This is a genomic window from Aquimarina sp. MMG016 (assembly GCF_018100805.1).
Lineage (GTDB): Bacteria > Bacteroidota > Bacteroidia > Flavobacteriales > Flavobacteriaceae > Aquimarina.
In genome coordinates this window covers 311,065-336,593 of record NZ_JAGJEA010000003.1, presented here as the reverse complement: position 1 = coordinate 336,593, position 25,529 = coordinate 311,065, and the positions used below count along the sequence as shown (strand labels likewise).

General features: G+C 33.7%; 21 protein-coding genes. 13 read left to right on the top strand and 8 right to left on the bottom strand.

Annotation, left to right across the window (positions count from 1 at the left end):
* The first annotated feature begins 48 nt into the window (after positions 1-48).
* Positions 49-654 carry a lipoprotein signal peptidase gene (locus tag J8M14_RS07770; protein ID WP_211074027.1) on the top strand — a complete coding sequence of 202 codons (606 nt, stop codon included), beginning with the start codon at positions 49-51 and terminating at the stop codon, positions 652-654.
* A gap of 4 nt (positions 655-658) precedes the next feature.
* Here J8M14_RS07770 and J8M14_RS07765 read toward each other — a convergent pair whose 3' ends face one another.
* From J8M14_RS07765 to J8M14_RS07745, 5 genes are all read right to left on the bottom strand, one after another.
* Positions 659-1,060 (bottom strand): response regulator, encoded by a 402-nt coding sequence (locus tag J8M14_RS07765; RefSeq protein WP_211074026.1) that lies wholly within the window; start codon positions 1,058-1,060, stop codon positions 659-661.
* Between the two features lie 67 nt (positions 1,061-1,127).
* On the bottom strand, positions 1,128-1,697 hold the full coding sequence (locus J8M14_RS07760; RefSeq protein WP_211074025.1) for a 5-formyltetrahydrofolate cyclo-ligase: 570 nt from the start codon (positions 1,695-1,697) through the stop codon (positions 1,128-1,130).
* Positions 1,690-2,676, bottom strand: coding sequence for a succinylglutamate desuccinylase/aspartoacylase family protein (locus tag J8M14_RS07755; protein ID WP_211074024.1), 987 nt, complete (start codon positions 2,674-2,676; stop codon positions 1,690-1,692). The genes J8M14_RS07760 and J8M14_RS07755 overlap by 8 nt, the downstream gene beginning before the upstream one ends.
* A 5-nt stretch (positions 2,677-2,681) precedes the next feature.
* Positions 2,682-3,554: a 30S ribosomal protein S6--L-glutamate ligase gene (gene rimK / locus J8M14_RS07750; protein WP_211074023.1), complete on the bottom strand. Its 873-nt coding sequence runs from the start codon at positions 3,552-3,554 to the stop codon at positions 2,682-2,684.
* A 6-nt stretch (positions 3,555-3,560) separates the two neighbouring features.
* On the bottom strand, positions 3,561-3,983 hold the full coding sequence (locus J8M14_RS07745) for a RimK/LysX family protein (protein WP_247672581.1): 423 nt from the start codon (positions 3,981-3,983) through the stop codon (positions 3,561-3,563).
* A gap of 167 nt (positions 3,984-4,150) precedes the next feature.
* On the opposite strand from J8M14_RS07745, the gene uvrC reads away from it, so the two are divergent.
* From uvrC to J8M14_RS07695, 10 genes are all read left to right on the top strand, one after another.
* Positions 4,151-5,950, top strand: coding sequence for an excinuclease ABC subunit UvrC (gene uvrC, locus J8M14_RS07740; RefSeq protein WP_211074021.1), 1,800 nt, complete (start codon positions 4,151-4,153; stop codon positions 5,948-5,950).
* A complete protein-coding gene (locus J8M14_RS07735) occupies positions 5,950-8,241 on the top strand; it encodes a patatin-like phospholipase family protein (RefSeq protein WP_211074020.1) in 2,292 nt (763 codons plus the stop codon). Before uvrC ends, J8M14_RS07735 begins: the two co-directional genes overlap by 1 nt.
* Before the next feature lie 172 nt (positions 8,242-8,413).
* Positions 8,414-9,571 carry a homogentisate 1,2-dioxygenase gene (locus J8M14_RS07730; protein WP_211074019.1) on the top strand — a complete coding sequence of 386 codons (1,158 nt, stop codon included), beginning with the start codon at positions 8,414-8,416 and terminating at the stop codon, positions 9,569-9,571.
* Between the two features lie 146 nt (positions 9,572-9,717).
* Positions 9,718-10,857, top strand: coding sequence for a 4-hydroxyphenylpyruvate dioxygenase (gene hppD / locus J8M14_RS07725; RefSeq protein ID WP_211074018.1), 1,140 nt, complete (start codon positions 9,718-9,720; stop codon positions 10,855-10,857).
* Positions 10,858-11,249: 392 nt separating this feature from the next.
* Positions 11,250-12,026 carry a DUF3108 domain-containing protein gene (locus J8M14_RS07720; RefSeq protein ID WP_211074017.1) on the top strand — a complete coding sequence of 259 codons (777 nt, stop codon included), beginning with the start codon at positions 11,250-11,252 and terminating at the stop codon, positions 12,024-12,026.
* A 134-nt stretch (positions 12,027-12,160) separates the two neighbouring features.
* On the top strand, positions 12,161-13,126 hold the full coding sequence (locus tag J8M14_RS07715) for a tryptophan 2,3-dioxygenase family protein (RefSeq protein ID WP_211074016.1): 966 nt from the start codon (positions 12,161-12,163) through the stop codon (positions 13,124-13,126).
* Positions 13,127-13,135: 9 nt separating this feature from the next.
* Positions 13,136-14,392, top strand: a complete 1,257-nt coding sequence (locus J8M14_RS07710; RefSeq protein WP_247672580.1) for a peptidoglycan DD-metalloendopeptidase family protein — start codon at positions 13,136-13,138, stop codon at positions 14,390-14,392.
* Between the two features lie 3 nt (positions 14,393-14,395).
* On the top strand, positions 14,396-16,033 hold the full coding sequence (pgi, locus tag J8M14_RS07705; RefSeq protein WP_211074015.1) for a glucose-6-phosphate isomerase: 1,638 nt from the start codon (positions 14,396-14,398) through the stop codon (positions 16,031-16,033).
* A gap of 323 nt (positions 16,034-16,356) precedes the next feature.
* Positions 16,357-18,999, top strand: coding sequence for a carboxypeptidase-like regulatory domain-containing protein (locus J8M14_RS07700; RefSeq protein ID WP_211074014.1), 2,643 nt, complete (start codon positions 16,357-16,359; stop codon positions 18,997-18,999).
* 97 nt (positions 19,000-19,096) lie between these two features.
* Positions 19,097-19,537: a hypothetical protein gene (locus tag J8M14_RS07695; RefSeq protein WP_211074013.1), complete on the top strand. Its 441-nt coding sequence runs from the start codon at positions 19,097-19,099 to the stop codon at positions 19,535-19,537.
* Between the two features lie 4 nt (positions 19,538-19,541).
* On the opposite strand, the gene J8M14_RS07690 is transcribed toward J8M14_RS07695, so the two are convergent.
* Positions 19,542-19,964 (bottom strand): secondary thiamine-phosphate synthase enzyme YjbQ, encoded by a 423-nt coding sequence (locus J8M14_RS07690; RefSeq protein WP_211074012.1) that lies wholly within the window; start codon positions 19,962-19,964, stop codon positions 19,542-19,544.
* Between the two features lie 153 nt (positions 19,965-20,117).
* Here J8M14_RS07690 and J8M14_RS07685 point away from each other — a divergent pair, with 153 nt between their 5' ends.
* Positions 20,118-20,945, top strand: a complete 828-nt coding sequence (locus tag J8M14_RS07685) for an HAD family hydrolase (RefSeq protein ID WP_211074011.1) — start codon at positions 20,118-20,120, stop codon at positions 20,943-20,945.
* Here the strand turns inward: J8M14_RS07685 and J8M14_RS07680 are convergent.
* Together J8M14_RS07680 and lepA are read right to left on the bottom strand one after the other, a co-directional pair.
* Positions 20,942-22,306 carry a carboxypeptidase-like regulatory domain-containing protein gene (locus tag J8M14_RS07680; RefSeq protein ID WP_211074010.1) on the bottom strand — a complete coding sequence of 455 codons (1,365 nt, stop codon included), beginning with the start codon at positions 22,304-22,306 and terminating at the stop codon, positions 20,942-20,944. The genes J8M14_RS07685 and J8M14_RS07680 overlap by 4 nt on opposite strands.
* A 96-nt stretch (positions 22,307-22,402) precedes the next feature.
* A complete protein-coding gene (lepA, locus tag J8M14_RS07675; RefSeq protein WP_211074009.1) occupies positions 22,403-24,199 on the bottom strand; it encodes a translation elongation factor 4 in 1,797 nt (598 codons plus the stop codon).
* Positions 24,200-24,485: 286 nt separating this feature from the next.
* On the opposite strand from lepA, the gene dusB reads away from it, so the two are divergent.
* Positions 24,486-25,478, top strand: a complete 993-nt coding sequence (gene dusB / locus J8M14_RS07670; RefSeq protein WP_211074008.1) for a tRNA dihydrouridine synthase DusB — start codon at positions 24,486-24,488, stop codon at positions 25,476-25,478.
* Positions 25,479-25,529 lie beyond the last annotated feature (51 nt).

Sequence of the window (25,529 nt, the reverse complement as noted above, 5' to 3'; positions counted from 1 at the left end):
AACACTATTTTTGTCGTCGCTTTTTATACCTGAATATTGAGAAAGTTTATGTCTTTAAAGAAATCTATTTTAATTATAGTTTTAATACTTCTGATAGATCAGATTACCAAAATTTATATCAAAACTAATTTTGCTATACAGGACGAAGTTCAAGTATTCAGTTGGTTCAGAATTGTTTTTGTAGAAAATAGAGGAATGGCTTGGGGCTTTGAACTGCCTGGAAGTTATGGTAAACTAATCCTAACATTATTTAGATTATTAGCCATCACTGGAATTGGATATTGGTTATATGATTCTGTGCGTAAGAATAGCCCAAAAATACTTATCATTTGTATTTCTATGATTTTTGCTGGAGCCTTTGGTAATATAATTGATTCTGTTTTTTATGGAGTGTTTTTTGGAGAAAGCACCAGAACAGATATAGCTACATTTTTACCAGACGGAGGAGGTTATGAGAGTGTTTTTTATGGTAGAGTAGTTGATATGATTCAATTCACATTTTATAATGACACGTTACCCGACTGGATTCCTTTTTGGGGAGGGGAACGTTTTTCTTTTTTCGATCCGGTATTTAATATAGCGGATTCAGCAATTAGTGTTGGTGTATTCTTATTGATTATATTTAATAAAAAAGCTTTTCCGAAGACTCATTAATGTCTTAAGCAAGAATTTTTTCGAAGACATCAAGTTTTATTGGTTTGGTCAGGTAATCATCAACCACATCAATAGCTTTTGCTCGTTCTATATCTCTGGAATCTATTGAAGAACTTACTACATAAAGATCTATTTTATCGCGGATTTTATCTTTGATTTTTGAAAACTCATTCAAAAACTCCCATCCGTCCATTACGGGCATATTAAGATCCAGAAATATGACTTGAGGTACTTCAGGCTGTATTGTGTTATCTATAGTTTCTAAAAAATAGTCCAGAGCTTCTTTACCATTCTTAAAAACAATGACAGATTCTGAAAGTCTTTTTAGTTCAATAATTTTAGTCAATAAATTGATATAAATGTTGTCATCATCTATGATGCAAACACTCTCGATATTTTGGGACATTGTGGGGTATTCTCAAAATTAAAATCCGAATATAGTATTTTATGATTTTGAAAACAAGAAATGTTAACTATTTCTTAAAATTATAAATTTCTGACATTGTAACACAGTAATCCAGAGAAATATCATTGAGACTCACATCTTCAATTTTTTTTTCGGCAGAAAAGAAGGAAAGACCTATTTTTAATGCATTTTGATTACACTTTATTAAAAATTTATCATAAAATCCTTTTCCATACCCTACTCGGTTTCCGTTCTGATCATAAGCTAAAAGAGGAATAAAAACTACTTCAATTTTATGATCAGGAATTGGTATAGCCTCCACAGGTTCGGGAATCCCCCAAGCATTAGGTTTTATTACAGTAGCATCGGTTAGAAGAAAATGCTCCATAGAATGATCTTCAAAATTACTTTTAGAGACAATCACATTTTTATCTTTTCCTTGAAGAATATGAAGAATGTATTCTGTATTTACCTCCTTTTGTTGTTGAATTGGCAGAAAGATGTGGTAATATGAGTTATCCCAAATAGGAAGTCGAAGCAATTGATTAGCAATATCCATACTCATATTTTCAATATCTTCTGAACTTAATTGAGATCTAAGGGTTTTGTATTTTTTCCGAAGAGACTTTTTATCCATTAGCTGTTTCTAACTCTTTTGTAATTCTAAAAATAGCGTCACCCTTATATACTATTGGTGCTTCATTTACATTAATAATATATCCATCATTTGGAGATTTGACTACGTGTCTTTTAGTTCCATAAGGGTCTGTTATGGTTGCTAGAATCTCTCCTTTTTCTACATGTTTTCCAAAATGAATTTTAATATGTAATAAACCACTATATTTTGCACGTATCCAAAAACTTTTTTTGATAATTATACTTTCTTCCTGTTTGTCAGGTACTGAAAATGTAGGTTTTAACATCCCCATATGATGTAGGATACGCATAGTGCCATATACTCCTTCTCTGGCAATATCTCGATTACTATTTTGAGATTTACCTCCTTCAAATAATAAAATATCTACACCTTTCTTAGCACAGGTGGCGCGGTAAGATCCATCCAAATTTTTAGACAATAGTGTAAATGGTGCATTAAATATTTTTGACAATGTTACCAATCGCTCATTTTTAGGATCTACTCTAATATGAGGAGCATTAAAGCGACTTGCCCCGCCTGTATGAAAATCTAGGCAAAAATCTGCTATCGGTAGAATTTGGTTTACAAATTGATGAGCAAAACGGCTAGCAAGCGAACCGTTTTTGGTTCCGGGGAATACTCTATTAAGGTCTCTGCCATCAGGAAAAAAACGATTCATGCTTAAGAAACCAAAAACATTAAGGACAGGGATACATATAATACTTCCCTTTGCAGGTTTATTGATTTTTTTAGCAATGATCTGTCGTACTACTTCTACACCATTGATTTCATCTCCGTGTATACCGGCAGTAATCAATACTGTGGGCCCGGGCTTTTTGGATCTTTCTATAATGATTGGGATTTCTACCTTGGTTGAGGTATATAACTTGGCGATGTTAAAATTTATAGTTTTACTACAATCTAACGGAATCTCTTCTCCAAGTATATTAAGGATATCTTTCTCTATTACTTTTGCCATGTTTGTTATATACTTCTCTCAATATACTTAATTATAGTTTTTGCAATGTCTTTTCCGGTAGCCTCTTCAATGCCTTGTAATCCCGGTGAAGAATTTACTTCTAGAATTAAAGGCCCGCGATCACTTTGTAACATATCCACTCCTGCAACATCAAGTTTTAGTGCTTTGGAAGCTTTAATAGCGGCATACTCTTCGGCTTCACTTAATCGAATTAACTTAGCAGATCCTCCACGATGAAGATTAGACCTAAATTCACCTTCTTTACCTTGTCTTTTCATAGCTCCTACCACGTGTCCATCAACGACAAAAGCTCTAATATCTGCTCCTTTGGCTTCTTCTACATATTCTTGAACGATTACTCTGGCTTGTAGTCCGTTAAAAGCTTCTATTACTGATTCTGCTGCGGTTTTGGTTTCTGCCAAAACAACTCCTAATCCTTGGGTTCCTTCAAGAAGTTTAATAATCAATGGAGCACCGCCTACGTGCGAAATTACCCCATCTACATCTCTTGAGTAATTAGTGAAAACTGTTTTAGGTAACCCCAATCCTGCTTTAGATAGTATTTGTAAACTTCGGAGTTTATCTCTAGATTGTATTAAGGCTTGCGATTTTAAGGTAGTAAACACATTCATCATCTCAAATTGCCTGACTACGGCTGTACCATAAAAAGTAATTGAAGCTCCAATCCTTGGAATTACAGCATCTACGTGGTCTAATTTTCTTCCTCTATAATAGATTTCCGGTTTTTGTTTTTCAATTACGATATCGCAATTTAGTGGATCTATTACCTGTACATTATGTTTACGCTTTACTGCTGCTTGGACAAGTGCTTGCGTTGAATATAAATTCGGGCCACGCGACAAAATTTTTATATTCATTTTGCTTTATAAATTATAAGATTGGTTTTCCAACTGAGGGTCTACTAAAAATTTTCCACTTAAAAATTTTCGGCCAATCAGCACAGGAAAACGCATATCATCACGGGGAGATAGTGTAAGGGTTATTGGGTATGTTTTGTTAAATAAGGTAATTTGAGTTCGTATAGCAAAACGAGTTTCTACTTTTCCATTACTACTTTTTACAGCAGTAATATCATAGTTTTTGAATGTGAATTTTTTACCATTATATTCAGGATGAGTAGCATCAAGAAAACTACATTGTAGAGTTTGATCAACTTCTCTGATGTCTATACAATGAATAGATGATGTATAAGCGCCTGTATCGATTTTAGCATCGATATCTTTTAGTTCCAGAACTGGAAAATCCACTTTATCTGTTCTGCCAATTATTTTCTTTTCTTTTTCCAAAAAAGTATAATTGAAATTAGAACTACTAAAGTAAGAAAAAAGAGGATGCATTGTATATTATCACACTTTTTTAATAAAATTCTATAGTTCAAACAGGATTTAACAAAATTTAAACCATGAATATAGGCACTACAATTGTGGTAAACTGTTAAATTTACATTCGGAATATGCAAAAAGCCTCTTTAGACATACAGATCAAGACCCTGCCCACTGGCCCGGGAGTATATCAGTATTATGATAAAGAAGATAAATTGCTCTATATAGGTAAGGCTAAAAACCTTAAAAAAAGAGTAGCTTCTTATTTTAACAAACATCATGATAATTATAAGACTAAGGTTCTGGTAAAAAAGATTCATTCTATACGGCATATTGTTGTAGAAACAGAGACAGATGCATTACTTCTGGAGAATAATCTTATCAAAAAACACCAACCCAGATTTAATGTGATGCTTAAGGATGACAAGACATATCCTTGGATCTGTATTAAAAAAGAACGTTTTCCCAGAATTTTTCCTACTCGCAATGTTATAAAAGATGGATCTGAGTATTACGGACCGTATACCAGTTTCAAAACTGTAAATACATTATTAGATCTTATTAAAGGATTATATCAACTTAGGACTTGTAATTATGATTTATCTAGGGAAAAAATAGAAGGAGGTAAGTATAAAGTTTGTCTGGAGTATCATCTGGGTAATTGCAAAGGTCCTTGTGAGGACTATGAGAGTGAGGAAGAATATCATCAAAATATTGAAGCAATTAGACAAATCGTAAAGGGTAATTTTAAAGATTCTTTGACCCGTTTTCGTAAACAAATGACTGAACATGCAGAGCAAATGGAGTTTGAAGATGCACAAAGAATTAAAGAAAAGATTGAAGTCCTCGAAAACTATCAAGCTAAATCCACAGTGGTTAACCCGAAGATTAGTAATGTAGATGTTTTTTCGATTATTTCTGATGAATCGTATGGGTACGTAAATTTTCTTCAGCTGTCATATGGAGCTATTATTAGATCACATACTACAGAAATAAAAAAGAAATTAGAAGAATCAGATAAGGAATTATTGGAGTTGTCAATAGTGGAGTTACGTCAGCGATTTAACTCTAAATCTAAAGAGATTTTTGTTCCCTTTGATGTAGAAGTAGGTGAAGGATTAAAAGTTAGTGTTCCACAACTTGGCGATAAAAAGAAAATTGTTGATTTATCAATAAGAAATGCTAAATATTATAGACAAGAACGATTTAAGCAGATTAAAATCATTGATCCTGATAGGCATGTAAAACGTCTGATGGCTCAAATGAAAAAAGACTTGAGACTACCTGAAGAACCAATACATATTGAATGTTTTGACAACTCTAATATTCAGGGTACAAATCCGGTTGCGGCTTGTGTGGTATTTAAAAATGGAAAACCAAGTAAAAAAGAATACAGAAAATTTAATATAAAAACTGTAGAAGGCCCTAACGATTTTGCATCTATGGAAGAGGTAGTATATCGCAGATATAAAAGATTAACAGAAGAAGAGCAGCCATTACCTCAATTAGTCATAGTAGATGGGGGCAAAGGTCAGTTATCTTCAGGGCTCAAGGCATTGGATGAATTAGGACTGAGAGGAAAAATAACCATCATTGGTATTGCCAAAAGATTAGAAGAAATATACTACCCTGGAGATTCTATACCATTGTATTTGGATAAAAAGTCCGAATCGTTAAAGGTTATACAGCATTTACGGAATGAAGCACATAGATTTGGTATCACTTTTCATCGTCAAAAAAGAAGTAAATCTGCTTTGGATACTGAATTGGACAATATCCCAGGAATCGGAGAAAAAACTGTGGTGGAATTATTGAAGCATTTTAGATCGGTAAAAAGGATAAGCGAAGCTTCTGTAGAAGAGTTAACAGAAGTAGTAGGTAATTCTCGTGCAACCAAAGTGTATAATTACTATCTTACTAAAAAGGATTAATGCATAGCTTATATGACATATTAAAAGTTTACTTATTAGGGATAACAATCTTATTGTTTTCTTTGTCTACCGGAGACATTTGGTCACAGGAAAAAAATATTCCAGAAACTCATGATGACCCCGGATTAGAAGATGTTAAAGTGGGCTTAGTGCTTAGTGGTGGTGGTGCAAAAGGGCTTGCTCATATTGGTGTGCTTAAGGTTATAGAAGAAGCAGGAGTTAGGGTAGATTATATTGGCGGAACAAGTATGGGAGCAATAGTGGGGGCATTATATGCCTCTGGATATGGTGCAAAAGAGCTGGATTCTATATTTAGATCCGTGGATTTTGACTCTTTTATACAAGATGTGCTACCTAGAGATGCAAAAACATTTTATGAAAGAGAAGACTCTGAAAAATATGCAATTACACTTCCTTTTGATAGGTTTAAAATTGGTTTACCTAAAGGGTTGTCCAAAGGTCAGAATTTTTACAATCAATTCTCCAGATATACAGCTCATGTAAACCATATTACAAATTTTGATGATTTGCCAATTCCTTTTTTCTGTATGGCAACCAATATAGAAACCGGACAACAAGTGCTTTTAGATAAAGGATACTTACCAGAGGCTGTTGCTGCCAGTGGAGCACTCCCTTCTATTTTTAGCCCAGTGGAGTTAGATGGGGTTTTAATGACAGATGGTGGAGTTTCTAACAACTACCCGGTAAAAGAGATTAAAGAAAAAGGAGCCGAAATTGTTATAGGGATAGATGTACAAGATAGTTTAATGCCTAGGGATCAATTAAATTCTGTGACCAACATTTTGCTTCAGATTAGCAACTTCAGGACTATTAAAGCTATGAAAAGTAAAGTTTCTGAAACAGATGTATATATTAAACCTTCTATATTAGAATTTTCAGTGATGTCATTTGATGAAGGCGATAAGATTATTTCTAATGGTGAAAAAGCTGCTTTAGCAAATTTTGAAGTACTTAAAGAAATATCAGAACGTCAGACACCTACTACACCAAGAGGTAAAGTATCAAGAACTTCAGACACCTTGAATATCAGCAGCTTGCTTATTACTGGAAATGACAGGTATACAAGATCTTATATTAAAGGGAAGTTAAAGCTAAATAAAACTCCTAAAATTATAACTTATGATAAGTTAAATGAAGGAATTAATAACCTTTCTGCTACAGGTAATTTTGATAGAGTAAGTCATAGATTAGTAGATGGAAAAGAAGGAAAAACGCTATTGGTTAATGTGAAAGAAAGTGAGAATAAAATGCTATTGCGATTTGCTGCACATTATGATGATTTATATAAAACAGCAGCTTTAGTAAATATCACTAGAAAAAGTCTATTATTTAATAATGATGTTTTATCATTTGATATTGCCTTAGGTGACAATGTTAGATATGATTTAGACTATTATATCGATAAAGGATATTATTGGAGTGTGGGATTAAAATATAGATATACAAATTTTACCAAGGCTACTGACTTCGATTTTGTAAGACAATTTGGAGAATTACCTGATTTGGCAATAAATACTATTGATGTAGAATACACCGATTTTAACTTGCAAATATATGGTGAAACCTTGTTACAGCAAACGTTTTCTGTAGGTGTTGGTGGAGAATATAAGAGGCTTCAGATTATTTCTGAAACCTTTGGAGAAGATGTAAACCAAATTCCTAGAACAGTATTTGATGATAGCGACTATTGGAGTGCTTTTGGATATTTGAGATTAGATACTTATGATAACAAATACTTTCCAAAACGAGGTTTTTTATTTGATGGAGATATACATACATATCTTTTTTCATCCGATTTTACTGAGACTTTTAATGAGTTTTCTATCGCCAAAGCCAAACTTGGATATGCTACCTCATTATCCAAAAATATGGCTATGAACATCAGTTTCGAAGCGGGGACCAAAATAGGTAATGTGTCTTTAAACTCTTTAGATTTTCAGTTAGGCGGATTTGGTGCTCGAACCATTAATAACTTTATTCCTTTTTATGGATATGATTTTTTAGGGATAACTGGCCAAGGTTTTGCTAAAGGATTGATCACATTAGATTATGAAGTGATAAATAACCATCACGTTAATGCTTCTGCAAACTTTGCTAATGTGGGTAATAAAATATTCAGCTCTGGAGATTGGTTACAAAGTCCTGAGTTTACAGGATATGCTTTAGGATATGGTTTGGAAACTTTTATGGGACCTATTCAAGTTAAATATTCGTACTCTCCAGAGGTTAAATTGAGTGAATGGTTTTTTAGCGTAGGTTTTTGGTTTTAAGATTAAAAAGATAGAAATATTTCCGATATTTGTAATGTTATGAACGTATTCTGGCAAGATTTACCATTACTATTACATCATCTTATTAAACGTAATCCGGAATAAGGCAGATTTACTATAGAATAGCCTTAATTTTTTAGAATAGTAGTTAATATCTTAAATTTAATGAATCATGCCTTTTTATCATTCCCTAGGGAAAATACCACCAAAACGCCATACCATCTTTAAAAAACAAGATGGTACACTGTACTATGAACAACTATTCGGCACCATTGGTTTTGACGGAATGTCGACGAACATGTATCACTGTCAGAGACCTACACAGGTTAAAGAAATCAAAGGCAGTTATAGTGTAGCTCCAAAAGTTGCAATTCAAAATAATATAAAATCTTACCGATTTCACGGTTTTAAGGTAAATCCTGAAAAGGACTATCTACAAAGTAGAAAAAGTGTACTTACTAATAGTGATGCTACTATTATTTTATCAGCGCCAAAAGAATCTACTTCAGAATACTTTTATAAAAATACAGATGCAGACGAATTAATTTTTGTACATCGTGGAAGCGGAAAATTTAGAAGTCATTTAGGGAATCTGGATTTTAAATATGGGGACTATATCTTGATACCAAGAGGAACAATATATAAACTCGATTTTGATACTACAGATAATCGTTTGTTTATTGTAGAGTCTCGCAGGCCAATTTACACGCCAAAGAGATACCGTAATTGGTTTGGGCAATTACTAGAGCATTCTCCTTTTTGTGAACGTGATTTAAGAGCTCCATATGAGCTAGAAACCAATGATGAAAAAGGAGACTTTTTGATCAAAGTTAAAAAGCAGAATGAGATTTTTGATATGGTCTATGCTACCCATCCTTTTGATGTAGTTGGATACGATGGGTTTAATTTTCCATATGCTTTTTCAATACATGATTTTGAACCCATTACAGGTAGAATTCACCAACCGCCACCTGTTCATCAAACTTTTGAAACAGATGCTTTTGTGATATGTTCTTTTGTTCCCAGATTATATGATTATCATCCAGAGAGTATTCCGGCACCTTATAACCATAGTAATATTGATAGTGATGAGGTATTGTATTATGTAGATGGAGATTTTATGAGTAGAAATGACATTGATGCCGGTCATATTTCTTTACACCCAGCGGGGATTCCTCACGGACCACACCCCGGAGCAGTAGAGCGAAGTATTGGTAAAACCAAAACTGATGAACTAGCCGTTATGGTGGATACATTTAAACCTTTAATGGTTACAGAAGAAGCTATGAAAATAGCAGATGAGGATTATCACAAATCTTGGTTAGAGTAAAAAATAAAAGATGTTAAATTATCGAAAGGATATAACGGCTCACCTGAGAGCGATGTGGTAGGTTTCTAAAAGAACTTTCATCCAAATAATGGATTTATTTTATTAAAAACATTCTTTACTTACATCATTATTAAATTTATAAAAAAATGTCAACCGATATAACACCTCAAGATTTAGAAAAAGTAGTTCCACAAGCAGAAGATTTTTTACCGCTTTTAGGAACGGATTATGTAGAATTATATGTAGGAAATGCCAAACAAGCAGCCTATTATTACCAGACCGCCTGGGGATTTCAACCTATTGCTTATGCTGGGCTAGAAACTGGCCGAAAGGATAGTGTTTCTTATGTCTTACAACAAGATAAGATAAGATTAGTTCTTACTTCTCCATTACAACCAGATGGAGATATTAATAAGCATATTAATGCTCACGGTGATGGAGTAAAAGTAGTAGCGCTTTGGGTAGATGATGCCACAAAAAGCTACGAAGAAACTATCAAGCGTGGAGCAGAATCTTATATGGAACCTACTGTTGAAGAAGATAAAGACGGTAAAGTTGTGTTTTCCGGAATTCATACTTATGGTGAAACTGTTCACATTTTTGTGGAAAGAAAAAATTACAACGGAGCTTTTCTGCCAGGCTACATGGCTTGGGATAAACCATATGAAACAAAACCTACGGGACTAAAATATATAGATCATATGGTTGGTAATGTAGGTTGGAATGAAATGAATAAATGGTGCGAGTTTTATGCTAAAGTGATGGGGTTTGCTCAATTAGTATCCTTTGATGATAAAGATATTTCTACAGAATATACTGCACTGATGAGTAAAGTGATGAGTAATGGTAATGGTAGAATAAAATTTCCGATTAATGAACCGGCTGAAGGAAGAAAAAAGTCTCAAATAGAAGAATATATTGATTTTTATAATGGTGCCGGTGTACAACATATGGCTTTGTCTACAGATAATATTATAGAAACAGTTTCTTCTCTTCAAAATAGAGGAGTAGAATTTCTTACAGTTCCAGCTAGTTATTATGAAACTGTTTTGGATAGAGTTGGTGAGATTGATGAGGATTTAGAACCTCTTAAAGAATTAGGAATTCTGATCGATCGGGATGATGAAGGATATCTATTGCAGATTTTTACAAAACCAGTTTTAGATCGCCCTACAATGTTTTTTGAAATTATTCAAAGAAAAGGAGCACAGTCTTTTGGTAAAGGTAATTTCAAAGCACTTTTTGAGGCTATTGAAAGAGAACAGGAACAAAGAGGGACATTGTAAAAGAATAAAGAATATTAAGTTTTTAAGAATCTGAATTGCTAATGTTAAAAGCTTGAAGAAATTGAGGTATTGTGATTATTTTTATAACTTTTTGTTAAATTTCATAATAAAAAAACGTTTTCGGTTGATAAATATGCAAAAAAAGTTGATATTTGCAAAAGTAAGTGGAGTGGTTACCACTTATACCAAAAACAATAATTATTCTCATAATTTAAGTTTTTAGTTGGTTAATAAAAGTAAAAAGAGAGCTGTGGTGGCTCTCTTTTTGTATATATTATTTGGCCATTTATTAATGAAATACATTTTTAAGTCTTTGTATTTAATAGTACTTTTGGAATGGATATTGCTAACAAGTATTTAATTATGTTAAATAAAAGTATACCCAAATAACCATGAAATATTTTTTTCTATTTATAATACTGTTTAGTACTATACCATCTATAGCACAGGATAACCATAAAGCTTTTGATTCTGGCGAGTGGTTTAAGTTTAGGATTCACTACGGCGTTTTTACAGCAAGTTATGCTACTCTAGAAGTAAAAGAAGAAAAGCTTAATAATATTCCAGTTCACCATGTTATTGGCACGGGTAAATCTTCTGGTCTCCTAAGCTTGTTTTTTAAGGTAGAAGACTATTATGAAACTTATATAGATAAAAACGAAGTAAAACCTTATCGATTTATCCGCAATATTAATGAAGGAGGTCACACCAAAGATATTGAGATCAATTTTGATCATGAAAAGAAAAAAGCTTTGGTTTTTAATAAAAAATATAATACCAAAAAGACCTTCAATACCAAAGGTAATGTGCAGGATATGATGTCCTCATTCTATTATTTACGAAATAAAATTGACGCATCTACATTAAAAAAGGGAGATGAGTTTTTTGTCAATATGTTTTTTGATAATGAGAATTACGACTTCAAATTAAAATTTCTTGGTAAAGAAGTTATTAAAACTAAAATAGGAAAAGTACGTTGTCTAAAATTCAGGCCTTATGTTCAGGCAGAGAGAGTTTTTAAAGAAGAAGAAAGTATGACCGTGTGGGTAAGTGATGACGACAATCGCATGCCTTTAAAGATAAGGGCAGAGATATTAGTTGGCGCTATAGAAGCTGACTTAATAGCTTTTAAGGGACTTAAGCACCCTTTTAAAATCGTAGTTAATTAAGTAAAACTTCACTTTCTAAAATATAATGCATTGAAAGTATTAGTTGAACTTGTCCCGTTGTACGACGGGATCTTTTTATTAGAAGAGATATAATTATCCCGTGATAATATGCCGGGATTAATATTTTTAGTTTAATGGATGAACCAATAAAACCTGAAATTGCTGAAAAAATAAAGCAATTAGAAAAAAAATTCAAAAATTCCGGTCAAGACTTGGGTTCCTACCTAGACGGATTACTTCACGACAGGTATCTTACCTACTGGGATTATATTCATTTAGACACATTACTTAGTTTACAGATTCCGATGACGCATTTTCCTGATGAGGAAATCTTTATTATGTATCATCAGATTACTGAGCTTTATTTTAAACTAATTATACATGAGCTAAAGCAGATTATTGATGATAAGTTGCAGAATGCAGAGTTTTTTACTAATAAGTTAGATCGTGTAAATCGTTATTTCAGGGTGCTGATTAACTCTTTTGATGTTATGATCAAAGGTATGGATAGAGAGCAATTTCTAAAATATAGAATGTCTTTGCTTCCAGCCAGTGGTTTTCAATCTGTTCAATATAGATTAATAGAAATATATGCTACTCCGTTATGTAATTTGGTAAACCCAAAGGAAAGAGATCAGTTCTCAGAGGAGAATCCTTTAGAGGAAGTTTATGAACATCTGTACTGGAAATTTGGAGCAACTGATAAGAAAACAGGAGAAAAAACACTTACACTTAAGCAATTCGAGTATCGTTATACACCAAGGATGATGCGTATTGCAAATCAGGTAAAAGACAGTACGATTTATCATAAATATCTTGAACTACCAGAAAAAGAGCAAAATAATGTGCACCTTATAAAAGCATTACGTACTTTTGACGCCAATGTGAATATTAATTGGTTATTAATGCACATGGGAGCAGCCTACAGGTATCTCAATAAAGAAAAAGGAGAGGTGCTAGCAACTGGAGGAACAAATTGGAAAAGTTTTTTACCTCCTAGTTTTCAGAGAATTACTTTTTTTCCTAATCTTTGGAGCGAAGAGGAAAAAGAAAACTGGGGCCAGCAGTGGGTGACCCATCAGTTTAATACCGCAAAATAGAATAGTCAGTTGGAGAGAATTGGTTACGTTCTACTACTTTTAACAGTAGTATTGATTTCATGTAATAAAGAAAAAGAAGAGGCAAAGGTTGTTGTTCCAGAAGTAATTGAAGAGGTTAAAAAACCACCAATTATTCAGGAATTTGGATATAACCTTAATGATTTTACTGTGGTCAAAGACACAATCAAATCAGGAGATAGTTTTGGAGGAATCTTAGACAGCCATGGTATCAGCAGAGCTAAGGTTTTTGAGATTACCAGTACAATTAAAGACACGTTTAATGTGGCTAGGATTATGGCTGGAAAACCATATACATTACTTAAATCTAAAGACACTACAGAACAAGCACAAGTATTTATTTACCAAAATAACAAGATAGACTACACTATAGTTGATTTCAGAGATAGTATTATAGCTGAAAAAAGAAAAAAACCTGTAAAATTAGTTGAAAAAACGGCATCTGGAATTATCCAAAGTAGTCTGATTCAAACTTTTGATGATATAGATGTTAATGTTATGGTTGCCTATGACATGGCAGATGTTTATGCCTGGACCATTGATTTTACAAGACTTGAAGCAGGAGATCAATTTAAAGTAGTGTATACCGAAAAATTTATAGATGACACTATTCCAGCAGGAATTGATGAGATCAAAGCCTCCTATTTTGAGCATCGGGGAAAACCAATTTATGCTTTCAAATTTGTGGATGATACTTTAACAGGTAATTGGGATTACTATGATTATCAGGCTGATAATCTACGTAGAGCTTTCCTGAGAGCTCCAGTTAAATTTAGCAGAATTTCATCTAGATATAATTTAAGAAGAAGAATTAGGTATTATGGAAATAAAATTCGTCCGCATAGAGGAACTGATTTTGCTGCACCTATAGGAACACCAATATTAGCAACAGCGGATGGAATTGTAACTAAATCCGAACGAAGAGGCGGTAATGGAAAGTATGTTAAAATAAGACATAATGCAACCTATGATACACAATATCTTCATATGAGTAGACAAGCTGTTAAGGTCGGAGAATTTGTAAGACAAGGTGATGTGATAGGATATATTGGAATGACAGGAAACACCAGCGGACCACACGTATGTTATCGTTTTTGGAAAAATGGCAAGGAAGTAGATCCTTTTAAACAAGATTTACCAGCATCCAAACCTTTAAAGGATAGTTTAAGACCTCTATTTTATAAACATATAGAACCATTAAAAACTACATTAGATAGTATAAAGTTAAAACCACAAGAAATTTTATAACCAATGGCATTACCAACTATTAACCCTACCACCACAAAAGCTTGGAAAGCATTACAAAATCACTACCAAAACATAAAAGACAAGCACCTCAAGGAACTTTTTGTCAAAGATTCCAGTCGAGCTGAAAAACTCTCATTAGAATGGCAAGATTTTTATGTAGATTATTCAAAAAACAGAATTGATGAAACTACTAAAAAATTACTTGTTGATCTAGCTAAGGAAGTAAAATTGGATGAAGCGATCAAAAGCTATTTTGGGGGTGAAATTATTAATGAAACAGAAGACCGTGCAGTATTGCATACAGCACTTAGGGTTCCTGATAACAGCACAATTGAAGTTGATGGAAACAATGTAATTCCGGAAGTAAATACTGTAAAAGAAAAAATACAAAAATTTAGTGATCAAGTTGTTAATGGAGGGCTAAAAGGATATACTGGTAAAGCATTTACAGATATCGTAAATATTGGTATTGGAGGTTCTGATTTAGGACCAGCTATGATTACAGAATCATTAGAGTTTTATAAAAACCATCTGAATGTACATTTCATTTCTAATGTGGATGGCGATCATGTGCATCAAAACCTAAAAGGATTAGATCCTGAAACTACATTATTTGTTGTAGTTTCCAAAACGTTTTCAACCCAAGAAACACTTTCTAATGCAACTACAGCCAGAAGTTGGTTTATAAAACAAGCGTCTCAGGAAGCTGTAAGTAAACATTTTGTAGCAGTATCCAGCAATATACCTAATGTTACCAAATTTGGAATTGCCGAAGAAAATATCTTTCCGTTATGGGACTGGGTAGGAGGTCGCTTTTCTTTATGGAGCGCTGTTGGATTATCCATAAGTTTATCTGTAGGGTATAAGAATTTTGAAGCTTTATTAGAAGGTGCTCACGAAATGGATGAGCATTTTAGGAATACATCTTTCGAAGAAAACATTCCTGTAATTTTAGGAATGTTAAGTATTTGGTATAACAATTTCTTCGAAGCAGAAAGCGAAGCTATTATTCCATATTCTCAGTACTTACATAGATTACCAGCATATCTACAACAAGGTATTATGGAAAGTAATGGTAAAAGTGTTGACCGTAACGGAAACCCAATAGATTACCAAACCGGAACTATTATCTGGGGAGAACCAGGAACAAATTCACAGCATGCATTTTTTCAGTTAATACACCAGGGAACAAAGTTAATCCCCGCAGAATTTATTGGATTTAAACATTCTTTGTTTAATGACAAAGATCATCAGGATAAGCTGATGGCCAACTTCTTTGCTCAGACAGAAGCTCTGATGAATGGTAAAACTGAAGCCGAAGTTCTTGATGAACTTAAATCTAAAAAGTTGTCGGATCAAAAACTAAAGCAATTGACTCCTTTCAAAATTTTTGAAGGAAATAAACCTACTACAACTATTTTAATTGATAAACTAACTCCAAAATCACTAGGTGCTTTGGTATCGATGTACGAACAACGAATTTTTGTTCAGGGAGTGGTTTGGAATATTTTTAGTTATGATCAATGGGGAGTAGAATTAGGAAAGCAATTGGCTACAAAAATTCTATCAGAAATTGATAATACAAACATTGCTGATCATGATTCTTCTACCAAAGAACTTTTAAAAAGATATTTGAATTAATTTTTTCTAAAATTATCTTTGTTATTGTAGAAATCATGTAAATAGTAAGGTTTTAGAATTATACTTTTTATTTTAAACTTTTGATTTTTTTTGCCAATCGACTCTTTTTTGACCTGTTTGTTGCGGTCTCAAAAACACTTTTAGTTAACATTTTGTTAGTTAACAACTTGTTGATATCTTCAACTGACTGATAGTCAATATACTCAAGGAATATCAGTACTTTAATTGTGTGGTTTTTTGTTAAAAACTCTTAACATTAAGATAAACTTAGTTTGCATAAAGATTCGTTCTTTTGCGGCGATTAATTAATTCAATTCTTTATAATGAAAAAGATTACATTTTTATTTATGATGTTTCTTTTGGCAATGGTAGGGGAAACCTTTGCTCAGGGAACAGTTACAGGAATAGTATTCGACTCAGAATCAAACGGTCCGTTACCAGGAGCAAATATTCTGGAGGTAAGAACTTCTAATGGAACATCAACTGATTTTGATGGTAAATTCTCTATTAAAGTAACTAATCCAACAGGGATGATTAACATCTCTTATGTAGGTTTTGGTTCTAAGAATGTTGCTTATGACGTTACTAATGGAGATCAGGATTTAGGAACAATAAGCCTTTCCTTAGATAACTCTCTAGAAGAAATCGTTATTGTAGGTACTGGAGTTGTCGATTTAGCAGAGGACAGAAAAACCCCAGTTGCGGTTTCTACAATTAGAGCCAGTGAAATTCAGGAAAAAGCTGTGGGTAATGTAGAATTACCGGATGCAATTAAAAGTACTCCTTCTGTATTTGTTTCTAATCAAACTGGTTTTGGTGATGGAGCTTTATTTGTACGTGGTTTTGATGATACCAATACAGCTATTTTATTAAATGGTCAACCTATAAACTCTCAAGAGGATGGTCGTGTATTTTGGTCTAACTGGGCTGGAATTTCTGATATTGCCAATGCAATACAGGTTCAGCGTGGATTAGGATCTTCTAAGTTAGCTATTTCTTCTGTTGGAGGAACTGTAAATATCGTAATGAAAGCAGCAAATAGAACTAGAGGTGGTTATGCTAGATTTTTAGGAGGTAACGATAGTTATTCAAAAGGAACTTTAGCATATGATACAGGAATGAATGATAAAGGTTGGGCATTCTCTGTTTTAGTTGATTATTGGCAAGCACATAGAAAATGGGCTGAAGGAACTTATGGACAAGGTCAAAATTATTTCTTTGCCGCTGGATATAAACCAAATGATACACATGCATTTAACTTTTTGATTACAGGAGCACCACAATCACATGGTCAGAGATTTTCTCAAAGAAATACAGAAAGATTTGATGCTAATTCTAGATTCAACGAAAACTGGGGATACTCTGAAGACTTTAATCCAGCTGCTAATGCAGGAAATGGACAATATACTTCTAAAGTAGATTCTGAAAGAGCAAATTATTATCACAAACCAGTTGCTAACTTGAACTGGGATTGGAATATTTCAGAAAAATCTCAATTATCTTCAGTATTATATGCTTCTTGGGGGCGTGGTGGATCTGTAGGACCAAGAGGAGCTAGAGCACAAAGAACAGAAGACCCTGATGGAGATGGACCACTTATTGGACAAATTGATTTTTATAATACAGAACAAGAAAACCTTGCTATTGCTGGAGGAATCGGTGGAGGTAGAACAGGATATATCAGAAGAAACTCTGTAAATAATCACCAATGGTATGGTTTGATCTCTAACTTCAATACTGAGTTAACTGAAAAGATATCTTGGAATGTAGGAGTTGACTTTAGATTATATCGTGGAGACCACTTTAGACAAATTACTGACTTTCATGGACTTCAAGGTTGGGAAGATGACCGTCCTGATGGAGGTGTAGTAACAGAGGCTTATGACTCTAATCCTTGGGCTGCATTGTTCAATTTTGCTGATGAAGATCAAAGAATTGATTATGATTACTCAGAAAACATAAATTACCAAGGTGTATTTTCTCAGATCGAATATGCTGGAGATAAATTTAGTGCTTTCTTCCAGGGAGCTGTATCTAATCAGTCTTATGTAAGAGAAGGAAGATTTATTGATGAAGGATTAGGAAAATCTGATCAGCTTAATAAGGTTGGATATAACCTTAAAGGAGGTGTTGGATATACTATTAATGACTCAAATACTTTGTATTTAAATGCAGGTTACTATTCTAGACAACCATTTCTTGATAATGTTTTTCAAAACATTAGAAGTTCTAATGACTTAGTTCAGCCAGAGGTTGACAATGAAGATATTACTGGTGTTGAGGCCGGATATCGTTTTAGAGCAGGTAGATTCAATCTTGACTTTAATGCATATTATACAAATTGGGATAACAGAGTGATTCTTTCTACTGGACGTGTAGATTTAAACCCTGTTCCAACTCCAGATGAGGATGACGATATATTGGTTAATGTATTTGATAGAGGTGTAAACCAGATCCACGTTGGTGCTGAAGTAGAATTTAGATATAAGGCAACAGATTGGTTAGATTTCAAAGGATATGTATCTGGTGGTTCTTGGAGATTTAATGGAACAACTCAGAAAGAACAATACAATGATGATACTAATGAATTGGTGTCGTCAGAGAGTAATCTTAACCTAAGCGGAGTAAAAGTAGATGTAGCTCCACAATTTACTTCAGGTTTTGGAGTTAGAGCCAAAGTTATTGCAGGTTTATCAGTTGATGGAAATATTGACTATTATGCACAACAATACTTAGATGATCCTGAAACAAGAGGTTTACAAACTAGAAATATTGGAACAATTAAGCCTTATTCTTTAACTGATTTAGGTTTAACATATGATTTCAAATTTGATACTCAGAGCTTAGTATTTAGAGCTAATGCTTACAATGTTTTTGACGAAGTAAGAGCACAAGCTACTAATGATTTTGGATTTATTTATACTAACGGTATTACTTTTAATGCATCTATACGTTATAAATTCTAGATTATTATAAAATTAAATTACTAAAACCTCGCTCAATTTGAGCGAGGTTTTTTTATGCAATATGTTTACCTTTGGAAATATCTAAACAAATATAATTATGTACGACGCTATACAAATCGTTCACTCCTATTGGGCTTATTTAGTAGTTCTTGTTGTAACACTGGCAACAATTAATGCTCTTGCAGGATTTTTTACTAAAAGAGAATATGCGCCTAAGGACTTTAGAGTTTCGCTTTTTGCACTAATTGTTACCCATCTTCAGTTGTTAATTGGTATTATTATATTCTTTGTGTCGCCAAAAATATTATGGTTTGCTGATGGCGTTGCCGTTGGAGATATTATGAAAGATCCATTGGTGCGATTATATAATGTAGAACATCCATTTACGATGATTGTCGTTGCCGCATTGATTACAATAGGATATTCTAAACATAAAAAGAAATTGACCTCTACACCTAAGTTTAAGATGTTAGCCATTTTTTATACGATTGCATTTGCTGCAATGCTATATATGATTCCTTGGTCTAACTGGTTTTAAAACCTTAGACTCCGGAAGCAGTTAGTACTAACGTCCTAGAACCTCCATAATTTCTGTGTTCACATAGATAAATACCTTGCCAGGTTCCGAGGTTTAATCTTCCATTAGTGATAGGAACTTGAACAGAAGCTCCCATAAGAGAAGCTTTAATGTGTGCAGGCATGTCATCCGGACCTTCATAGGTATGAATATAATAGGGTGCGTTTTCTGGAACCATTTTGTTCATATGACTTTCAAAATCTTGTCTCACTGTTGGATCTGCATTTTCGTTGATAGTAAGACTTGCAGAGGTATGTTTAATAAATACCTGAAGTTGACCTATGTTGATTTCTTTAATCTCAGGAATCTCCTGTAGTATTTCATCAGTAATTAAATGAAAGCCTCTGGAGTATGGTTGTAATCGTATTTCTTTTTGAAAAAATCGCATCTATATTTTTATTTTGAGAAGTATCTGTTGGTCGATATGTTTATGTCGAAACTGACAAACAATGAACCGTATAGCTAAATTAATATAATCTTTATATAAATATTCCTGGTTTTAAAACAAACTCCAATACCTTTGCATCTTAATTTTTAATCTATGGATTTATCTCAAATAAAACTAGTTGCAACTGATATGGATGGCACACTATTGAATTCTAAAGGAGAAGTGAGCAATCATTTTTTTGAGCTTTTTGAAGAGTTGCAAGAACTTGGAGTCACTTTTGTTGCTGCCAGTGGAAGGCAATATTATAGTATTATTCATAAGTTAGATCAAATCAAAAATGATATGATTGTTATTGCAGAGAATGGTGCATTAACAATGCAAAAAGATAAGGAATTACAAACCACCGAAATTGATCGCAAAACATATTTAGATTTATTAGATATCGCCAAAAATTTACAGGGTTCTCAAGTAATACTATGTGGTAGAAAAAAAGCATATATCGAAAATTATGGGCAAGATTTTATAAACATGCTAGAAGAATTTTATGGTAGATATGAAATTGTAGAAGATTTATCTCAGATAGTGGATGATCAATATCTAAAAATAGCAATTTGTAATCAAAAAGGATCGGAAAAATATCTATATCCAGCCTTAAAGCATCTCGAAGATCAATTAAAAGTAAAAGTATCAGGAGAAGTATGGCTAGATCTATCTCATAATAATGCTAATAAAGGATATGCGCTTCAAAACCTTCAGAAAAACTTAAGAATTTCTATAGACGAAACTATGGTATTTGGAGACTATAATAATGATCTGGAGATGATGTCTCAAGCAAAGTATAGTTTTGCAATGCAGAATGCACATCCTAATGTAAAAGCTGTAGCAAATTATAGTACAAAAAGCAACGATGAAAACGGAGTAGAATATATGCTATCCAAAATGATTGAAGCTAAAAAGAAAAAACAAGGGATTGAATTTTAAAGGTGTTTAACACTTCTAATTTTGGTTTGATCAATTTGGTTTAAATTGATACTAAAAAGACCAGAAGAAGGTGTTTTAGAAACATTATTTTCCATATAGCCTCCTAGTATGTAAAGCTTGTTTTGGTAATAATGCATTTTAGATTCTTTATAATATAGATTGATTAGATACTTCTTTATGATATAGTTTTTGGTATCTAAAACAAAAAGCTTACCGTTTTCAAAAAAATACATAGTTTCTTTGTGGTTTGTAATTGCGGGACTTTTAACATCTTCAGGTAGATTGCCTATATGTTTCCAAATCCCTGATTTAAGATCAAAAATGTGTAGTCTGGTAGCTTTATTCTTATCATCTGAAATTTCGACTATATAAACCTTTTCGTCGATAAGAAGACCTCTCGAATTACTTGAGAAAGGAATGTTTCCAATCTCATACCATAGACCGGTTTTTAGATTATAACTATGAATCTTGTTTGAATAAACTTTTTGACCATTCTTCCTAATTTTCAGAGTGCCACCCATAATTATAATTCGGTCTTTGTATAAAAATGATATTGGGTTTACAGCTTCATGGGGATTGGTGTGATCAATCGAGACTTTGTTTTTTTTCAAATCTAATACTTCGATTTTTGAATCTAAATACTCGAACCTAGAATTCTCAGACAGTCTTTTACCTCCTATAATGTATATTTTTTCATCAAAAAAATGAATGTTATGATAAGCTCTTTTTCTAAGTTTAATAGGTAAAATATCCCATTCCTCTTTTTTAATATTATAAATGGTTAAGTTTTTATCATAACCTTTCGTGTTTTTTGCCACATATCTAGAAGCTCTTAGGAATTCACGTAAAGTAATCTGCATATTGGCAAAAGAAGGATTAAGCTGAAAAGTACTAATAAAGGCATCGTTTTGTACTGAAAAATCACCTCCTGAGACATAGATTGTATTTCCAACTATATCAGAACCAAAGGCATACATACTTTGATTCATATTAGATAAAGTTTCGAATCGAATATTAGGACTTAATTTTTTGTTTGAAACAATCTCTACTTCACTAAGTTTCTCAAAATTCGAAGTTAAGTATATCTTTGACCTTTTTTCTATCAGGTCTGAAAATAAAGCCTTGTGAGTTTTGAAACCTACATGAGAGAAATAGACCGTGTCATTAGCTTTATGTGGTTTGCTTAATTGAAGATTAAATTTCCCCTTAGCATTAGTAATAGTACCTTTTTTTTCTTGGCTCAGATATACGTTTACACTTTCTATTGGCTCACTATTTCTTGAATCTATAACAGTGCCTTTAAGGTTTTGAGAAAACGATATTAATGAACTAAATAAAAAAAGCACTATTAATTTGTTCATAATTAAAGGAATCTGTTTATTACAAAAACCTAAGTTTACGAACTAATTAGTAGGAAAACAAATACTTAACTGTCTATTAACGAGTGTTGAGTAAACTTAATCATTAAGCTTCAATACTGCCATAAATGCTTCTTGAGGGATTTCTACATTACCTACCTGACGCATACGCTTTTTACCTTTTTTCTGCTTTTCTAGTAATTTACGTTTACGAGAGATATCACCACCATAACATTTTGCGGTTACATCTTTACGAAGTGCTTTTACAGTCTCACGAGCTATAAACTTAGCTCCAATAGCAGCCTGAATCGGAATATCAAATTGTTGACGAGGGATTAGAACTTTTAATTTTTCACAAATCTTTTTACCGATATCATAAGCATTATCTTTATGTAATAACGCGGACAATGCATCCACGATATTTCCATTAAGCAATATATCAACTTTTACCAGTTTAGAAGATCGCATACCAATTGGAGTATAATCAAAAGAAGCGTATCCTTTAGATACTGTTTTTAAACGATCATAGAAATCGAAAACAATTTCTGCCAATGGCATATCAAAGGTTAGCTCCACACGTTCCGTAGTCAAATAAGTTTGATTTGTAATTTCACCACGTTTTTCTATACATAAAGACATTACCGGACCAACAAAATCAGATTTGGTGATTATAGAAGCTTTGATATAAGGTTCCTCTACACGATTCATAGAAGAAGGGTCAGGTAAATCAGAAGGGTTATTTACAATAATAATATCATCAGGATGTTTATGGGTAAACGCATGATAGGATACATTAGGTACCGTTGTGATCACGGTCATGTTAAACTCACGCTCCAGTCGTTCTTGTATGATTTCCATATGTAACATTCCTAAGAAACCACATCGGAAACCAAAACCTAAGGCCGCAGAACTCTCTGGGACAAATACCAGAGAAGCATCATTAAGCTGTAGTTTTTCCATCGAAGCACGAAGCTCTTCATAATCCTCAGTATCCACAGGATAAATACCAGCAAATACCATAGGTTTTACATCCTCAAAACCTTCAATTGCATTCTGAGTAGGAGTCTTAGCATCAGTAACGGTATCACCCACTTTTACTTCGCGGGCATCTTTGATACCGGTAATCAGATATCCTACATCACCGGTTTTAACGACTTGCTTAGGAACCTGATTTAGTTTTAAAGTACCAATTTCATCGGCGAAATAGCTCTTGCCTGTCGCTACAAATTTAATTTGTTGTCCTTTTTTGATTTCGCCATTTACTACCCTAAAATAGGTTTCTACTCCTCTAAAAGAATTATAAACCGAATCAAAAATTAACGCCTGTAACGGTTCATCAGGATTGCCTTTAGGGGCTGGAATTCTTTCTAGAATAGCTTCCAGAATTTCTTCGATCCCAATCCCTGTTTTTGCACTAGCAGGAATTACATCCTCAGCATCACATCCTAATAGATCTACAATGTCATCTGTTACCTCTTCAGGGTTAGCACTAGGTAAATCCACTTTGTTCAATACTGGAATAATCTCCAAGTCATTTTCTAGAGCCAAGTATAAGTTAGAAATTGTCTGTGCCTGTATGCTTTGTGCAGCATCCACAATAAGCAATGCTCCTTCACAAGCAGCAATCGAACGAGAAACCTCGTAAGAAAAATCTACATGTCCAGGAGTGTCAATAAGATTCAGGATATATTCTTCTCCTTTATACGTGTACTCCATTTGGATAGCGTGACTCTTAATCGTGATCCCGCGTTCTCGTTCCAGATCCATATTGTCCAAAAGCTGAGCCTTTGACTCTCGAGCGGTTACAGACCCCGTAAAATCTAACAATCGATCTGCCAGTGTACTTTTACCGTGGTCAATATGTGCAATAATGCAAAAATTTCTAATGTTCTTCATTCTTTCTCTTCAATTTAGCTTTAGGGCGTGACCCTTCATTACATTTCGGGTCGGGCTTTATACTACAATTCCTCTCCGCCTATGGCGGATGTGGGATTTTCGTGTCAATCCCTCACGCAACACCTCCCTAACCCTCCTCAAGGAGGGAATCACATCGTTAATGACTTGCAAATATAATTTATTTTACAAGGTTTGAATGCTTACTTCCCCATTATTTAGACCTCACAGGTCTTCAGAAACCTCTGAGGTCTAAAAGAATTTGTATTTTTGCCAAAAACTGATTGCTGTGGCTAAAATTGGAGACATAGATGTAGGAAAATTTCCGTTGTTGTTAGCGCCAATGGAAGATGTAAGTGACCCACCGTTTCGCGCATTATGCAAAGAGCAGGGAGCAGATGTGGTATATACAGAGTTCATTTCTAGTGAAGGACTGATTCGTGATGCTGCTAAAAGTGTCATGAAATTGGATATTTACGAGAAGGAACGTCCGGTTGGGATACAGATCTTTGGTGCTAATCTGGATTCGATGCTCAAATCTGTAGAGATTGTAGAAGCCTCTGGACCTGATATCATTGATATCAATTTTGGATGCCCTGTAAAAAAGGTAGTGAGTAAAGGAGCCGGAGCAGGAATTCTAAAAGATATTGACCTTATGGTTTCATTAACCAAAGCCATGGTAGAGCATACTAAACTTCCGATAACCGTAAAAACCAGATTGGGTTGGGATCATGATTCTATAAAAATTGTTGAAGTCGCAGAGCGAATCCAGGATGTAGGAGCCAAAGCTATTGCTATCCATGGACGAACTAGAGCTCAGATGTATAAAGGCAATGCCGATTGGAAGCCTATTGCAGAGGTTAAAAATAATCCTAGGATGCATATCCCCGTATTTGGTAATGGAGATGTAGATACTCCGGAGCGTGCTATGGAAATGAGAGATCAATATGGACTCGATGGGGCTATGATTGGTCGTGCTAGTATAGGATATCCTTGGTTTTTTAAGGAAGTAAAATATTACTTCGAAACGGGAGAACATTTGCCACCACCTACGATAGAAGAACGAGTGATAGCTGCTCGTAGACATTTGCAAATGGCGATTGATTGGAAAGGTGAGAAATTAGGAGTGTTCGAAACTCGTAGACATTATACCAATTACTTCAAAGGGATTCCACATTTTAAGGAATACCGAACCAAAATGGTCACCAGTGATCATCCGGATGATGTTTTTGCCGCTTTTGACGAAGTGCAAGAAAAGTTTTCAGGTTTTGAGTTTGCATAAGGGATAGCAGCGACATCCTTTTTTATTTGGAAGCCTGAGGCTCTCGAAGGC

Bases quoted from the DNA above. Each gene is read 5' to 3' on its own strand.
- J8M14_RS07770 (WP_211074027.1), top strand. From the start codon at position 49: ATGTCTTTAAAGAAATCTATTTTAATTATAGTTTTAATACTTCTGATA.
- J8M14_RS07765 (WP_211074026.1), bottom strand. From the start codon at position 1,060: ATGTCCCAAAATATCGAGAGTGTTTGCATCATAGATGATGACAACATT.
- J8M14_RS07760 (WP_211074025.1), bottom strand. From the start codon at position 1,697: ATGGATAAAAAGTCTCTTCGGAAAAAATACAAAACCCTTAGATCTCAA.
- J8M14_RS07755 (WP_211074024.1), bottom strand. From the start codon at position 2,676: ATGGCAAAAGTAATAGAGAAAGATATCCTTAATATACTTGGAGAAGAG.
- rimK (WP_211074023.1), bottom strand. From the start codon at position 3,554: ATGAATATAAAAATTTTGTCGCGTGGCCCGAATTTATATTCAACGCAA.
- uvrC (WP_211074021.1), top strand. From the start codon at position 4,151: ATGCAAAAAGCCTCTTTAGACATACAGATCAAGACCCTGCCCACTGGC.
- J8M14_RS07735 (WP_211074020.1), top strand. From the start codon at position 5,950: ATGCATAGCTTATATGACATATTAAAAGTTTACTTATTAGGGATAACA.
- J8M14_RS07730 (WP_211074019.1), top strand. From the start codon at position 8,414: ATGCCTTTTTATCATTCCCTAGGGAAAATACCACCAAAACGCCATACC.
- hppD (WP_211074018.1), top strand. From the start codon at position 9,718: ATGTCAACCGATATAACACCTCAAGATTTAGAAAAAGTAGTTCCACAA.
- J8M14_RS07720 (WP_211074017.1), top strand. From the start codon at position 11,250: ATGAAATATTTTTTTCTATTTATAATACTGTTTAGTACTATACCATCT.
- J8M14_RS07715 (WP_211074016.1), top strand. From the start codon at position 12,161: ATGGATGAACCAATAAAACCTGAAATTGCTGAAAAAATAAAGCAATTA.
- pgi (WP_211074015.1), top strand. From the start codon at position 14,396: ATGGCATTACCAACTATTAACCCTACCACCACAAAAGCTTGGAAAGCA.
- J8M14_RS07700 (WP_211074014.1), top strand. From the start codon at position 16,357: ATGAAAAAGATTACATTTTTATTTATGATGTTTCTTTTGGCAATGGTA.
- J8M14_RS07695 (WP_211074013.1), top strand. From the start codon at position 19,097: ATGTACGACGCTATACAAATCGTTCACTCCTATTGGGCTTATTTAGTA.
- J8M14_RS07690 (WP_211074012.1), bottom strand. From the start codon at position 19,964: ATGCGATTTTTTCAAAAAGAAATACGATTACAACCATACTCCAGAGGC.
- J8M14_RS07685 (WP_211074011.1), top strand. From the start codon at position 20,118: ATGGATTTATCTCAAATAAAACTAGTTGCAACTGATATGGATGGCACA.
- J8M14_RS07680 (WP_211074010.1), bottom strand. From the start codon at position 22,306: ATGAACAAATTAATAGTGCTTTTTTTATTTAGTTCATTAATATCGTTT.
- lepA (WP_211074009.1), bottom strand. From the start codon at position 24,199: ATGAAGAACATTAGAAATTTTTGCATTATTGCACATATTGACCACGGT.